Here is a 13326-nt window from a genome sequence, read left to right as displayed (position 1 = left end):
CGGCGAAAAGGATCCGTTTCGTCTCACGGCAGGTTTTCGCGAAAGATGATTTCCAGTTTCATCGGCGCAACGGGACGATCGGGTTTTTGGATCGCGTCGATCGCCCGGTCGATCAGGGTGCCGGGATCGGTGTTGAACACCGCGTCCATCGCACCCTCGACCAGAGCGTTGCGGGTGTCGCGCGTCAATCCGTGACCGATAAAGACAATGTCCTGCCGCGCCCTTTCGGTCAGCGCCCGGGCGATCCCGCCGGATGAACCGCCCACGTTGTAAATACCCAGGAGGTCGGGGTTTTGATCAAGCAGTGCGATGGTATGGCGATAATTCTGACCGCTGTCGTCATGCCCTTCCCGCATACCGACGAGGCGGAGATGCGGAAAGAGTTCCTCCTGAATCGACAGAAACCCGGCCTCTCTTTCACTATGCGCGCGATAGTGGCGCGACCCGGCAACCAGCGCGACGGTGCCTTCCCGCCCGTTCACGAAACGACCGATCAGCAGGCCCGCCGTGCGTCCGACCGAGCGGTTTTCGTGCCCCACGTAAGCGTCACAATCGGCATGGCCGAGGTCAGAAACGATGGTCACAAGCTTGACGCCTTTAAGGGCGACCTCGGCCACGGCCTCGCGCACTTCGGGGTGGTCGATGGCGAAAAAGGCGATTCCATCGGCCCATACCGCATTGCGCCGGATCGCCTCGGCCAGCGCGGCGGCGTTGAAGCCTTCGATAAAGAAACAGCGGATGCGGGGGCTGCTTTCTTCCTGCGCCGCCACCCTTTCGCGCAGGTGTTCGCCGAGATCGCGGAGGTATGGATTGGTGCCGGCCGGAAGCAGAAAAACGATCTTGGGCTGCTGGCTTGTGGTCAGCGCGCGCAGATCCGCCGAGCCGAGAAACCCCAAGGCAACCGCCGCGTCTAGCACCTGCAGCCGGGTGCGTTCCTTGACCCCTTTGCGGCGGTTTATCACGCGATCCACGGTCGCGAGCGAGACACCGGCCCGCGCCGCCACGTCCACCATCTGCACCCGACCGGGAAGGGAAGTTCTTTCACTACACATCAATACACCTCAAAACACGTCATGTGTTTTGCTTTGACACAGGATGCAGTGGAAACCTAATTTGGTCAAGAATTGCGGTGTTTTATTGTGATTTAGATTAAAAACGCCGGGAGGGGATGGCAGACAGCCATCAAAACACATCAGAATTCTGAGGGAGGAATTCACATGACCAACACCTTGACCCGTCTGGGCCGCCGTTCGGTTCTGGCCCTTGGCGGCGCCGCCGCCGTCAGCGCCGCGCTACCGATGCGCGCCCGTGCGCAGACCGTTCTGCGCTATGGCCACAATAACGAGCCCGCTTCCGTCGCGGGCGCTCAGGCCGACTGGTTCGCAGAAGCGCTTGGCGCATCGTCGAACGGTGACATCAAGGTCGATGTCTACCCCGCCAGCCAGTTGGGCAAATTGCAGGAACTGGCCGAGGCCGTTTCGCTCGGCACCATCGCCTTTTCGCATAATACGGCAGGGGCGCTCGGCTCGCTTTACGAACCCTTCGCCGCGCTCGACACGCCCTATCTGTACCGCGATATCGATCACCTGATGGCGGTGACGGATGTGAATTCCCCGGTCATGCAGGAACTGAACGAAGGCCTGATCGCCGCTGCCAACGTGCGTGTGATCTATGCGCATTACTTTGGCCGCCGGAACCTGACCTGCAACAAGGCGGTGATGTCGCCCGAGGATCTGGCCGGCGTGAAAATTCGCGCGGTGCCTTTCCCGATCTACACCACCGCCGTCGAAGGGATGGGCGCTGTCGCCGTACCGGTCGACTGGTCCGAAGTACCGACCGCACTGGCCACCGGTGTCGTGCAGGGTCAGGAGAACCCGGTGAACGTGGTGCTCAAGGTCAAACTTTACGAAGTTCAGTCGCACCTGATGCTGACCGGGCATATGTCCAACGCCGAAGTCGTCGTGATGAACGAAGACGTATGGCAGGGCATGAGCGACGAACAGAAAACCGCCGTCGAACAGGCCGCAAGCGAAACCCGTGAAAAAGCAACCAAGGCAATCCTCGACAATGAGGAAGCCGAAACGCAGGAACTGCGCGATGCGGGCATGACCGTGATCGGCGAGGAAGACGGGCTTGACCTCGCGGCCTTCCGCGAAGGCGTGAATAAGCTGGTTCAGGAACGTTTTGGCGAGAAATACGGCGCTCTCTACGAAAAGATCGCGGCCATTTCCTGATGACATCTGAAAGCAAGAGTCGCGCGGTGCTCGCGCGGCTTTCCCTTGTCGGTATCTGGCTGGGCATGGCGCTGCTGGCGCTTATGGCCGGGCTGGTGGTGCTGCAGGTCGGCGCGCGCAACCTGGCCGACCTCGGCCTGCCCTGGGCCGATGAGCTGGCGCGGTTCTGCTCCATCGGGCTTGTCTTTATCGGCATCCCGGCGCTGGCCGGGCGCCAGGCACTGGTATCGGTCTCGATCCTGCCTGACATGCTGGACGCTCGCGGGCGCAAGGGTCTCACGCTGGTGTCGGACCTCGCAACGCTGGGCTTCTGCATCCTCCTTCTCTGGGGCTTTGCCGAGTTCCTGCCCCGCGCGGGCAAGTTCATGACCCCTGCCCTGCAACTGCCCAACTATTTCTACTATTCGCTCGCCCTGCTCGGCTCGGCCTTTCTGTGCCTTGTCTCGGTCTACCGGGTTGCGAATGTCCTGCGGGGCCGCGCGCCGTCGCATGGGTTCCCCGACGCCGCCGATCAGATCGGACCCATCGAATGACTGCCCTTCTCCTTCTTATCTTTGTCGCGCTGCTGGTCTGTGGTGTGCCGATTGCCGTTTGTCTTGGTCTGTCTTCGGCGGTCGTGATCGTGACGCAAGGGCTGCCGGTTTCGGTTCTGGCCCAGCGCAGCCTGAATGCGCTCGACAGCTCTCCGCTGCTGGCCGTACCGCTGTTCATTCTTGCAGCCAGCCTGCTGAACGCCATCGGTGTCACCACCCACCTTTTCGACCTTGTACGGATGATCTTTGGCCGCATCCGCGGCGCCGTCGCACAGGTCAGCATCTTTGTTTCCCTGATCTTTTCCGGGATTTCAGGCGCCGCACTGGCCGATATTGGCGCGCTTGGGGCCGTGCAGATAAACCAGATGACCGCGCAGGGGTATCGCAAAGAGTTCGCATCCGGCCTGACGATCGCCGCCGCCACCATCGGGCCGATCTTTCCGCCCTCGATCCCGATCATCATCTATGCCTCGGTCGCCAATGTCTCGACCGTTCAGCTTTTGCTGGCGGGCATCGTCCCGGCGCTGGTGATCACCGCGCTCTTGATGATTCAGGTCGCGATCATCGCCCGTGTCTCGAACCTGCCGCGCGATGACATCCGACCGCAGGCGAGCGACGTGGCCAAGAAATTCGTCATCTCCTTTCCAGCCTTGCTGGCACCTGTCCTCCTGATCGGCGGTCTGATGTCAGGCTGGTTCGGCCCAACCGAAGTTGCAGGAATGACCGTCGCTTATGCGCTGGTGATTGGCATCTTCATCTATCGCAGCCTGTCCTTCCGCGCGACGCTGAACGCGCTGCGTGAAACCGTCGAAGCAACCGCCAACATCCTGTTCATCGTGTCGGCCGCTGCCTTGTTCGCATGGGTGCTGACACTGGATCAGGTGCCGATGAAGGCGACCGGTTTTCTGCTGTCGCTGTCAGATAATCCGCTGGTTCTTCTGTTGCTGGTCAATCTTTTGCTGCTGGTCGTCGGTATGGTGCTGGAAAGCATTGCCGCCATCCTGATCATCGCACCGATCATCGCCCCTGCCCTGACGGCCGCCGGTGTTGACCCGCTCCAGCTTGGCATCGTCTTCGTTCTGAACCTTATGATCGGGTTGCTGACGCCGCCGGTGGGCATGAGCCTTTATATGGTGTCGATCATAACAAAGATGCCGATCACCCGCGTGATCGCCGGGGTCATGCCCTTCTTTATTCCGCTGTTCCTGTCGCTGCTGGTTGTATCTGCTGTTCCGGCGATTTCGACCTGGCTACCCAACCTCTTAATGAAGTGAGCCTCTCATGAGCACTTTTCTCGGCCCCATCCGCCAACTCGGCTATGTCGTGGACGACATCGAAGCCGGTATGAAACACTGGTCCGACGTCATGGGGGTTGGCCCGTGGTTCTACAATCCACAAGTGCCGATCGAAGATTATCTTTACGACGGGAAAAGCTACCAGCCGCATAACTCTGTTGCGCTGGCCAATTCCGGCCCGATGCAGGTCGAGCTGATCCAGACGCGCAATGACGTGCCCTCCATGTATCGCGATTTCAAGGAAAAGGGGCTGCGCGGGCTTCAGCATGTCGCTTTTTGGACCACCAAATACGACGCGGATCTGGCGATGATGCTGGATCGGGACTTTACGCTGAAAATGTCGGGTTGCGTCGGTGTGAACGGGCGGTTTGCCTATTTCGCCGAAGAGCATCACCCGGGCACCGTGATCGAACTGTCCGAGGTCATGGGCCCGAAAGGCAAGATGTTCGACATGATCCGCGACGCCTCGGAAGGCTGGGACGGATCCGACCCGGTGCGCCCCTTTCCTGATCTGAGCGTGCTCTAATGTCACGCGTCACCGCCGAATACCTGCTGGAAACCCCGTTTCCGCCCGACGACGTCGCCGCAACCATGGCGGGCGAACAATCGAGCGGCACCTTCGTCCGTGTCGCGGGCGAGACCGACGAATTGCGCGCCCGATCATCGGCAGAGGTGCTTTCGGTTGACTCCTTAGGCGAAAGTGGCGAACCGACGCTGGCCTCGGCCTATCTGGAACGCAAGCAGATCGGCGGGCCGTATCATCTGGCTCGGGTTCGGATCGCCTATCCGACCGGCAACATCGGCAAGAACCTTGCGACGCTCGCCTCGACCGTTTCCGGCAATCTTTACGATCTCGGCGAGGTGACCGGGCTGAAGCTGATCTCCCTGGACATTCCCGCAGAGTATCGCCGCCGCTATGCCCTGCCGACCCAAGGTATCGAAGGCTCGCGCAAAATGATGGGGGTTATGGGGCGGCCCGTTTTCGGCACGATCATCAAGCCGAATGTCGGCATGCGACCTGCGGAGATTGCCGCGCTGGTCGATCAGCTATGCGCGGCGGGCGTGGATTTCATCAAAGATGACGAGGTCTGCGCCAATCCGGATATCGCCCCGATTGCCGAGCGGGTACCTGCCGTGATGGCTGTGATCCGCAAATGGCAAGAAAAGACCGGCCGCCAGGTCATGATGGCCTTCAACATCACCGATGAGACCGATGCCATGCGCCGCCATGCCGATCTAGTCGCGACTGAGGGCGGGTCCTGCGTGATGGCAAGCCTCAACTGGTGTGGCTTGTCGGGAATAGAAGCGCTGCGCGCCCATACGCCGCTGGCCATTCACGCCCACCGCAACGGTTTCGGCGCGATGAGCCGTCATCCCCGTCTTGGCATGGAGTTTCAGGCCTATCACGCGCTGTATCGTCTGGCCGGGATCGATCACATGCATGTGCATGGCATCGGCGGCAAGTTTGTCGACAGCGCGGAAGAAGTGACCGAGGCCGCGCGCGCCTGTCTTGCGCCGCTGTCCGAGAACGGGCCGGATGACCGCGTCATGCCCGCGTTTTCCTCGGGCCAATGGGCGGGTACGCTGCCGCGCACACTAGAAGCAGCGCAGGGGCCTGACCTGATGTTCATGTGCGGCGGTGGCATTCTGGCCCATCCGCAGGGACCCGAGGCCGGAATCGCATCGCTGCGCGAGGCTTACGAGGCGTTGACCGCCGGTGAAACGCTGGAGGCTGCTTCGGCCACCCGTCCGGCGCTTGCAGCCGCGCTCGACTTTTTCGGCAGCCGGTGATGGTGCGCGCCGTATTCATCGGTGACGATTTCACCGGTGCGTCGGATACGCTCGCCACCTTTGCGCGAGCTGGATGGCGGACGCGGTTGTTCCTGCGCCCGCCACAGCCCTTGGAATGTGAGGGGTTCGACGCCATCGGCATCGCCACCCCCTTGCGGGCGCTGACGCCCGAGGCGGCACAGACTGTCATCGAAGATATCTGGCCCGCTATCGCGGCGCTCGATCCGGAAACTCTGCATTTCAAAACATGCTCGACCTTCGATTCCTCGCAGCGGATCGGGTCGATCGGTGCCGTTGTCAATGATCTTGCGCACCGTTTTGCGCCCGAGCATCTTGCCGTGATTGGCGGCCAACCGAACCTTGGCCGGTATTGCGTATTCGGCACGCTGTTTGCCAAGGCCAGCGACGGAAACGTGCACCGCATCGACCGGCATCCGGTCATGGCGCAGCACCCTGTCACCCCGATGAGTGAAGCTGACCTGCGTCTGTTGTTATCAGAACAGGGGCTTGAAGACCTGACACTCGTGCGAGGGGACACGCCCGCCCAACTCCCCCTGCGCGTACTTTTCGACGTTTACGACAATGGCGACATCTCCCGAATTTCGGAAACTATTGCCGGGTTGCGCGGGCGTCGCCTGCTGGTGGGAGCAAGTTCCGTCGCGCAGATACTAACCCAAGGCACGACCGGCTCGGTCAACACTGTTCCACCTAGTGCTCCGCCCAATTCACGGGTTCTGGTCGTCGCAGGCAGCCGATCCTCGGTGACCAGTGCTCAGGTTGTCAAGGCCGAGGGTTTCACCAATATCCGGATTTTGCCCGAAGACATGGAGAATGCGCCGCAGATTGCCGCAAAGGCGGCCGAACTCCTGAGGGCTAATGTTCCAACCCTTGTCCATATCGACCCGCAGCTTGATTATGGCATGTCGCCCGATGCGCTTGCGCTTGCCCTTGCAAAACTGACCGCGCGCATCATAGCGCTTGCGCCGGTGGGATGGCTGGGTATCGCGGGTGGCGATACGTCAAGCCGCATCTGCGATTTGCTGGACTTTTCGTCCATCGATTATCTTTCGGATTTCCAAGCGGGGATCGGTTTGAACTGCGCGCAGCATTCCTCACCCGAGATCAATGCCATGCGGCTGATCCTGAAAGGCGGCCAAATGGGCACGCCGGACCTTTTCAGTCAGTTTCTTGGGACGGCTCAGGCTTAGCCAAGAGGACGGGCGGAGAAGGACGCTTTTCTACAGTCGTCAGACGGATTCGACCTGGCTGGTCTCGAGGTATTTCTGCACGAAGTCCCGGCTGCTTTCGAAATGTGCAGCGAGCAGATCAGGCGCGCGGGGATCACGCGCGATGATGGCATCCCGAAGCAGGTCATGTTCGCGAATGAAACTGCTGATGTCCTTTGGCCCGAAATGAGCCAGGCGCAGTGCCCGGTAGCGTTCGGTCTGGTCCACCATCTGGGCAATCAGACGTTTCAGCCGGGGCGCGGGGGCCGCCGAGATGAGACTGTTGTGGAAAGCACGATGCCGGATCTCCCAATCGCGCAGGGCAGCCGCATCATGCGGATCCTCCGGCAAGGGTGCATTGGCAAGCCGGTGAGCCGCTGAGAGGATCTGCCCTTCCCAGTGGTCATCGCCGTGCTGCATGGCCAGCACCAGCGCCTCACGTTCTAGCGCGATGCGGATTCGATAGATGTCGTTCAGGTCTTCGACCGTCGGGAGCGGCACGCGCACGCCCTTATGGCTTGCCGCCTCCAGCAGACCCTCGGCCACCAGCTTGGCAAGGGCTTCGCGGATCGGGCTGATTCCGCATCCATAGCGTTCGATCAGCTCGCGCGTCAGCAATGAACGTCCCGGCAAGACCGCCCCGGACAGAATATCCTCTTTCAAGGCGACATAGGTGGCTTCGGCAACGGTCCTTGGCGGAGTCGTCTGCGCCGGAGTGGAGGCGGAACTGTTCATATCTGACATAAGCCGCAGCGCGCCTATGAAGTCAACGTTCGAAAATCCACTTATTTTCCAAAATCCAAAAGTGTTGGAAAATGTGTTGACCCCGTCCCAAAATCGCCTCTAGCATCACGTCACAAGCCGGTTCGAAGAACGCTGTTCAGGCGCGTCCGGCGGGCATGCATCTAACAAGGAGTTTCTTATGACACGCCCCGAATTCCTGCTGTCGCGGCTGGCCGGTATCGGCACCGCAATGCTGATCACCACTACGGCCTATGCCGACGACGTCACCCTGCGTTTCTCGACCGCCGGTCCCGCTGCCGATTTCCTCGCCAAATCGATGGAGAGCTTTGCCGAAAAGGTCGCGGCGGCGGATGTTGGCGTCACCGTCGAAGTCTATCCCGGCTCCTCGCTCGTGCGCCAAGGCGCCGAAGTGCCGGCACTTCAGCGTGGAAACATCGAGATGAGCACCATGTCGACCTTTGAAATTGCCGCGCAGGTGCCTTCGATGGGCTTTCTGAACCGCGCGTTCCTGTTCGACGATTACGACCAGATGATGGAGGTCATGCAAGGCCCCATCGGCGAAACGCTTCATGATGCGGTTGCCAGCGACATGGGGATCGAGATCCTTTCGACCGCCTATCTTGGCTCGCGCCAGCTGAACCTGCGCGAAGTGAAGGAAGTGACCGGGCCCGAGGATCTTGAAGGCGTCCAGATGCGTATGCCCGCGTCGCCCGAGTGGCTGTTGTTGGGTGAAAGCCTTGGTGTTTCGCCCACGCCGCTGGCCATGTCGGAAACCTATGTCGCCTTGCAAACCGGCACCGTTGACGGGCAGGAAAACCCGCTGACGATCCTCAAGGCCGCCAAGTTTGACGAAGTGACAGCCCAAGTGATCATGACAAGCCACCTTGTGCAGCCCGTGTTCTACGCATTGGCGAAACCTGTGTGGGACGAAATGAGCGAAGAACAACAGGAAGCAGTCAAGACTGCGGCCGTCGAAGCCGCTTCCGAAAACAACGAAGCGCGCTTTGCGGATGAACAAAAGGTCGCCAAGATACTGGCAGACGAAGGGCTTCGCGTCGACGAAATCGACCTGACACCGTTCCGTGAAAAAGCTGATGCAGTCTATTCGGAATCGGATCTGGCCAAGGAATGGGATCAGGATCTGATGTCCCAGATCATGGGCAACTGAGCCGATTGAGATGAAGGAAACATCTCCTGTCCTGCGCCGGCTGGGTCTGGCCGGCGCATGGATTGAACGTATCGCTTCGGCCCTTGCGGCGGCGGGTTTCGCCGTCGTGACAGGTGCCTTTATCTGGACGGTGTTCTGCCGCTACGTGCTGCGCGACCCATCGACCAGCAGCGAAGAACTTGCCATCGTCGTCTACCTCTGGGTCGTCACGCTGGGCGCGTCGCTCGCCATGCGGCTTGATGCGCATATATCGTTCGATCTGCTGACGTCCCTTCTGCCCCGGCGGGCGGGGGCCGTGCTGGCCGGGTTGGGTGCCCTGATTGCGGGTGCCGTTCTGCTGATCGCCCTGCCCTACACCATCGATTACATCGATTTCCTCTGGAGAGAGAGAACGACCGTGATGCGTCTGCCGCTGAACTGGCTGTACCTCTGCTTTGGCATTATGCAGGGCGCGTTTGCGCTGAAGCTGCTGGTCGAAGCCGGACGGCAGGGCATGATCGTTCTCGCGCCGCGCGAGGCTACCCGATGAGCCTTGAACTTACTGTTCTATTGGCCGCTTTCGCGGGCCTGTCGCTTTGTCGCGTTCCGATTGCCGTGGCAATGCTGGTTTCCGGTTTCCTGTACCTTGCAGTCGCCGGTCAGGACCCCGGCATCGTGACCGATCAGGTAATGAATTCGCTTTACGGCAGCTATGTGCTGCTGGCCGTGCCGATGTTCATCTTTGCCGCCAATATCATGACGATCAGTTCCATCGCAGACCGGCTGTTCCGTGCCGCAAATGCACTGGTCGGAAGCCTGCCCGGCGGTCTGGGGCATGTTACTGTGACGACGTCGATGCTGTTTTCCTCAATGTCAGGGAGCGCGTTGGCCGATGCGGCCGGACCGAACCTGATTGCGCTGAAAATGATGCGCGACATTGGCGGGTTCCGGCCCGGTTTTGCCACTGCGCTGGCGGCTGCAGCGGCGGTGATCGCGCCGATCATCCCGCCTTCAGTTCCGATGATCCTTTATGCGCTGAATTCCGGCGCTTCGGTCGGTGCGCTTTTCCTTGGCGGGATCGTTCCGGGGCTGATCATGGGGTTCGCACTGATGGGCGGGCTTGCGATCATTGCCAAGCGAAGCGACCTGCCAAGGGGCGAGAAGCTGCCCAAAGGCGAGCTTGGCCCGGTTCTGGCGCGCGCGATCATCCCGCTGTCGATCCCTGTCGTGTTGCTGGGCGGTATCTGGACCGGGGTTTTCACCCCGACCGAGGCCGCTGCGGTGGCCGCTCTCTATTCGCTCGCGATCGGGGTGCTGGTCTATCGCGCCATCACATTCGCAAGCCTCTGGGGCGCTATCGTCGAGTCCATGCGCACTTCTTCGTCGGTGATGCTGCTGATCGCCGGGGCATTCATCATGAACTATGCCATCACGTCCGAACGGCTCGACCGGCTTCTGGCCGACTATGTTCAGGGCGCGGGCTTTTCCCGGCTTGAATTCCTGCTGATGATAAACCTTGTCTTTCTGGCCCTTGGCTGCCTGATCGACACGGGCACGCTGATCCTTGTCTTTGTACCGATGCTACTGCCAACGGTTGTGGCGCAGGACATCGACCCGGTTCATTTCGGGGTGCTGATGACGATCAACATCATGATCGGGCTGATCACACCGCCCTTTGGAATGTTGCTATTCACCCTCTCAAAACTGGGAGAAGTCCCCTTGCGGCAGGTGATTTCCGAGATCTGGCCCTTCATCGGCATCCTGATCCTTGTGCTGCTGCTTGTCACTTATGTCCCCGGCACCGTGCTATGGCTGCCCGGCGTCTTCGGGTTCTGAGGAACTGTCATGATAGAAAAATTCGATCTCGCCCCGCAGCCACCACTGCCGGTTGCTGCTGCCGAGGATTATGCGAGGGCGGCCTTGGACGCCTCGCGCGGCGGCTGGCCTGGAGTGGACGAACACCGGGACATCGTCTTTGGACCGGGTGACTGGCAACGGTTCGACCTGTTCACGCCGACGGTTTCGGTCGAGGGCGGCGCTGACGTGGTGATCTTTTTCCACGGGGGCGGTTGGACCAATGGCTACAAGGAGTGGTGCGGGTTCATGGCCCCGGCGCTGGCCGCGCGAGGCGTGGCGCTGGCGGCGCCGACCTATCGACTGGCACCGGAGGCCCGCTTTCCGGTCTTCTTGGAGGATGCGATGCAGGCGGTGGGTGCGATTGCTGCGCGGGCCTCGGAATACGGATGCAACCCCAGCCGGCTTTTTCTGTCCGGGCATTCTGCTGGTGGGCATATCGCGGCGCTGATTGCCCTGCGGCCAGATTTGTGGAGCGACGCGGGGATCCAGGAGCGGTCGATCCGTGGATGCCTGCCGGTTAGCGGCATTCTGGACCTCCACCATCCCGCGCCCCCTCCGGGCAGCCTTGAGGAGCGGGTTTACCTCGACGTGCTGGACCGTACTGAGGATGATCGCGCGGCCTCGCCATTGAACTGGCTAGACAATCTGTCGGTTCCGCTGGCGCTCACATGGGGCAAAAAGGATACCGAGCGAGTAAGGCGCAGCAACGAGACCGCGCGTGACAAAATTGCGGACAGCAAGCAAAGGTGCTGGTTCCGAACATGGGAGGAGGACCACTTTGGCACTCACCTCATGCTGCGCGATCCGGCGCATGGGTGGTATGATATTCTGGATGACATGCGGAAAGGGACAGCATGAAACGCGAAATCGACATGGGGTTGCCGCGACCTGGGCAGCCGTTTTCCTGGGCCATCGGATCGGGCGAGATGCTGTTCACAACACACGGTCCCGTCATGCCCGAAGGCGGGATTTTGCAGGATACGACCGAGGCGCAGGCGCATCTGACCTTTCAGCACTTTCGCACCACGGTCGAAGCCGCGGGGGGCACGATGGATGATTACCTGCAACTGCAGATTTTCCTAACCGATCCTTCCGATGTCGCCCCGGTAGACGAGGTCTATCGCCAGTATTTCCGCGCGCCCTACCCCAACCGCGCCACGATCATTGTCGCCGGACTTGTCGCGCCGGGTATGAAGATCGAGGTCACAGGAATCGCGCGGGTCAGTTCAGATTGAGCCTGGCCTTAAAGGGGCGCGTAAAACCGGCAGCTGAAGCAGGCTGCCGGTTAACCGTTCAGGCCAGTTCGACATTCCAGGCGTCGTAGCCATAGACCCAGTCGGCGTTCCCCTGACCCTTCATGAATTCATTGGCCAGAGAGTTTTCCTGAATCCGGGCTGTCCGCGGCTTGCGCGCCGCTTCGAACACAGCGAGAGCCGCCGGGACGTCAGAGGCTTCGACGCCTTTCAGGCTGCGCCCCAGGACGACTGCGTCCTCGATCGCCATGCACGCTCCCTGGGCCATGAAGGGCACCATCGGATGTGCCGCGTCGCCAAGGATGGTGGCGTGCCCCTGCGACCATGTCTGCATGGGTTCGCGTACATGCAGGGCCGAGCGCGTGACTTCTTGGCAGTGCGACAGAAGCCGCTGTGCGTCCTCGTGGAAATCGTCGTATTGCGCGCGTAGCTCGTCGGGATCGCCGGCCAGCGTCCAGCCCTCTTCCGTCCAGCCTTCCTGCGGTGTCGTGGCGAAAACAAATATCTCCTCGCCGCGCGTCAAGGGAAAGGTGACAATCTGCTTTTGCGGCGTTTGCCCCCACCATTTGGTAAAAGCATCAAGATCGGTGAGATCCTTGGCCACTTCCTTGGGAAAGACCGACCGGTAGGACACGAGCCCGGTAAAGGTGGGATCGTCCTCGCCCCAAAGGGCGGTTCGCACGACAGAGTGGATACCGTCGGCACCGACAACCAGATCAAAATCGCGAGCGGCACCATCGGCAAAGGTCAGCTTTGCGCCGGCGTCCAGCAGTTCGATGGATTGGGCAGCCATGCCAAAATGGATCTTCTCGGCGGAAATCCGGGCGAGCAGCGCGTTCAGAAGATCGGCGCGGTGAATGGCAAGCTGGGGCGCGCCGTATTTCTGTTCTGCCGCGTCCGACAGTGGAAGCCGGGACGTTTCCTCTCCGGTCACGCCATCACGGCTGATCCGGAACGTGGGCCTTGCAGCGGTTTCGCGCAGCACCTCGCCGACGCCAAGACCGTCGAGCGCGAAGACCGCATTCGGCGTGAGGTTGATATCGGCGCCGATGCGTCCGAAGTTTTTCGCCTTTTCAAAGACTTCGACATCATGGCCGGATTTCTCCAGCGCAATGGCGGCGCAAAGGCCACCGATACCGCCCCCGCAGACGGCGATTTTCAATGCAGACATAGTTGGACCTTTCAACTGCCGGTCATCTCGAACCCGCCCCTAATCGATTGGGGCGGGTTCGGTTTGCATGCCCAA

General features: G+C 60.8%; 14 protein-coding genes. 11 read left to right on the top strand and 3 right to left on the bottom strand.

Features of this window, described 5'->3' with window-relative positions:
* Window positions 1–23 precede the first annotated feature (23 nt).
* Window positions 24–1052, bottom strand: a complete 1029-nt coding sequence (locus tag MF268_RS04145; protein ID WP_238369655.1) for a LacI family DNA-binding transcriptional regulator — start codon at window positions 1050–1052, stop codon at window positions 24–26.
* Between the two features lie 165 nt (window positions 1053–1217).
* Here MF268_RS04145 and MF268_RS04140 point away from each other — a divergent pair, with 165 nt between their 5' ends.
* The 6 genes from MF268_RS04140 to MF268_RS04115 are packed head-to-tail and all read left to right on the top strand — an operon-like array spanning window position 1218 to window position 7061.
* Window positions 1218–2234 carry a TRAP transporter substrate-binding protein gene (locus tag MF268_RS04140; protein WP_238369654.1) on the top strand — a complete coding sequence of 339 codons (1017 nt, stop codon included), beginning with the start codon at window positions 1218–1220 and terminating at the stop codon, window positions 2232–2234.
* Window positions 2234–2767, top strand: a complete 534-nt coding sequence (locus MF268_RS04135; protein ID WP_238369653.1) for a TRAP transporter small permease — start codon at window positions 2234–2236, stop codon at window positions 2765–2767. The genes MF268_RS04140 and MF268_RS04135 overlap by 1 nt, the downstream gene beginning before the upstream one ends.
* Window positions 2764–4041: a TRAP transporter large permease gene (locus MF268_RS04130; protein ID WP_238369652.1), complete on the top strand. Its 1278-nt coding sequence runs from the start codon at window positions 2764–2766 to the stop codon at window positions 4039–4041. The genes MF268_RS04135 and MF268_RS04130 overlap by 4 nt, the downstream gene beginning before the upstream one ends.
* A gap of 7 nt (window positions 4042–4048) precedes the next feature.
* A complete protein-coding gene (locus tag MF268_RS04125; RefSeq protein WP_238369651.1) occupies window positions 4049–4588 on the top strand; it encodes a VOC family protein in 540 nt (179 codons plus the stop codon).
* Complete coding sequence (locus tag MF268_RS04120; protein ID WP_238369650.1) at window positions 4588–5853, top strand: ribulose-bisphosphate carboxylase large subunit family protein; 1266 nt, start codon at window positions 4588–4590, stop codon at window positions 5851–5853. Before MF268_RS04125 ends, MF268_RS04120 begins: the two co-directional genes overlap by 1 nt.
* Entirely contained in the window at window positions 5853–7061 is a 1209-nt protein-coding gene (locus MF268_RS04115; protein WP_238369649.1) for a four-carbon acid sugar kinase family protein, read from the top strand. The genes MF268_RS04120 and MF268_RS04115 overlap by 1 nt, the downstream gene beginning before the upstream one ends.
* Before the next feature lie 39 nt (window positions 7062–7100).
* Here the strand turns inward: MF268_RS04115 and MF268_RS04110 are convergent, their stop codons facing one another.
* On the bottom strand, window positions 7101–7823 hold the full coding sequence (locus MF268_RS04110) for a GntR family transcriptional regulator (protein WP_238369648.1): 723 nt from the start codon (window positions 7821–7823) through the stop codon (window positions 7101–7103).
* Window positions 7824–8001: 178 nt separating this feature from the next.
* Between MF268_RS04110 and dctP the strand changes: the two genes are divergently transcribed.
* From dctP to MF268_RS04085, 5 genes are read left to right on the top strand one after another with little or no spacing between them, the layout of a single operon-like run.
* Window positions 8002–8991 carry a TRAP transporter substrate-binding protein DctP gene (gene dctP, locus MF268_RS04105; RefSeq protein ID WP_238369647.1) on the top strand — a complete coding sequence of 330 codons (990 nt, stop codon included), beginning with the start codon at window positions 8002–8004 and terminating at the stop codon, window positions 8989–8991.
* Window positions 8992–9001: 10 nt separating this feature from the next.
* Window positions 9002–9520, top strand: coding sequence for a TRAP transporter small permease (locus MF268_RS04100; RefSeq protein ID WP_238369646.1), 519 nt, complete (start codon window positions 9002–9004; stop codon window positions 9518–9520).
* On the top strand, window positions 9517–10806 hold the full coding sequence (locus tag MF268_RS04095) for a TRAP transporter large permease (protein ID WP_238369645.1): 1290 nt from the start codon (window positions 9517–9519) through the stop codon (window positions 10804–10806). Before MF268_RS04100 ends, MF268_RS04095 begins: the two co-directional genes overlap by 4 nt.
* 9 nt (window positions 10807–10815) lie before the next feature.
* Window positions 10816–11685: an alpha/beta hydrolase gene (locus MF268_RS04090; protein ID WP_238369644.1), complete on the top strand. Its 870-nt coding sequence runs from the start codon at window positions 10816–10818 to the stop codon at window positions 11683–11685.
* Window positions 11682–12062: a RidA family protein gene (locus MF268_RS04085; protein WP_238369643.1), complete on the top strand. Its 381-nt coding sequence runs from the start codon at window positions 11682–11684 to the stop codon at window positions 12060–12062. Before MF268_RS04090 ends, MF268_RS04085 begins: the two co-directional genes overlap by 4 nt.
* A 58-nt stretch (window positions 12063–12120) precedes the next feature.
* Here the strand turns inward: MF268_RS04085 and MF268_RS04080 are convergent, their stop codons facing one another.
* Entirely contained in the window at window positions 12121–13251 is a 1131-nt protein-coding gene (locus MF268_RS04080) for an FAD-dependent monooxygenase (protein ID WP_238369642.1), read from the bottom strand.
* Window positions 13252–13326 lie beyond the last annotated feature (75 nt).

The organism is Heliomarina baculiformis, from assembly GCF_019966545.1.
In the GTDB taxonomy this organism is placed as follows: Bacteria; Pseudomonadota; Alphaproteobacteria; order Rhodobacterales; family Rhodobacteraceae; genus Heliomarina; species Heliomarina baculiformis.
Note: the sequence above shows the minus strand (reverse complement) of the source record. Positions and strands in the feature narration are given on the sequence as shown.

Excerpts from the sequence above, each read along its gene's own strand:
- MF268_RS04145 (WP_238369655.1), bottom strand. The coding sequence starts at position 1,052 with ATGTGTAGTGAAAGAACTTCCCTTCCCGGTCGGGTGCAGATGGTGGAC.
- MF268_RS04140 (WP_238369654.1), top strand. The coding sequence starts at position 1,218 with ATGACCAACACCTTGACCCGTCTGGGCCGCCGTTCGGTTCTGGCCCTT.
- MF268_RS04135 (WP_238369653.1), top strand. The coding sequence starts at position 2,234 with ATGACATCTGAAAGCAAGAGTCGCGCGGTGCTCGCGCGGCTTTCCCTT.
- MF268_RS04130 (WP_238369652.1), top strand. The coding sequence starts at position 2,764 with ATGACTGCCCTTCTCCTTCTTATCTTTGTCGCGCTGCTGGTCTGTGGT.
- MF268_RS04125 (WP_238369651.1), top strand. The coding sequence starts at position 4,049 with ATGAGCACTTTTCTCGGCCCCATCCGCCAACTCGGCTATGTCGTGGAC.
- MF268_RS04120 (WP_238369650.1), top strand. The coding sequence starts at position 4,588 with ATGTCACGCGTCACCGCCGAATACCTGCTGGAAACCCCGTTTCCGCCC.
- MF268_RS04115 (WP_238369649.1), top strand. The coding sequence starts at position 5,853 with ATGGTGCGCGCCGTATTCATCGGTGACGATTTCACCGGTGCGTCGGAT.
- MF268_RS04110 (WP_238369648.1), bottom strand. The coding sequence starts at position 7,823 with ATGTCAGATATGAACAGTTCCGCCTCCACTCCGGCGCAGACGACTCCG.
- dctP (WP_238369647.1), top strand. The coding sequence starts at position 8,002 with ATGACACGCCCCGAATTCCTGCTGTCGCGGCTGGCCGGTATCGGCACC.
- MF268_RS04100 (WP_238369646.1), top strand. The coding sequence starts at position 9,002 with ATGAAGGAAACATCTCCTGTCCTGCGCCGGCTGGGTCTGGCCGGCGCA.
- MF268_RS04095 (WP_238369645.1), top strand. The coding sequence starts at position 9,517 with ATGAGCCTTGAACTTACTGTTCTATTGGCCGCTTTCGCGGGCCTGTCG.
- MF268_RS04090 (WP_238369644.1), top strand. The coding sequence starts at position 10,816 with ATGATAGAAAAATTCGATCTCGCCCCGCAGCCACCACTGCCGGTTGCT.
- MF268_RS04085 (WP_238369643.1), top strand. The coding sequence starts at position 11,682 with ATGAAACGCGAAATCGACATGGGGTTGCCGCGACCTGGGCAGCCGTTT.
- MF268_RS04080 (WP_238369642.1), bottom strand. The coding sequence starts at position 13,251 with ATGTCTGCATTGAAAATCGCCGTCTGCGGGGGCGGTATCGGTGGCCTT.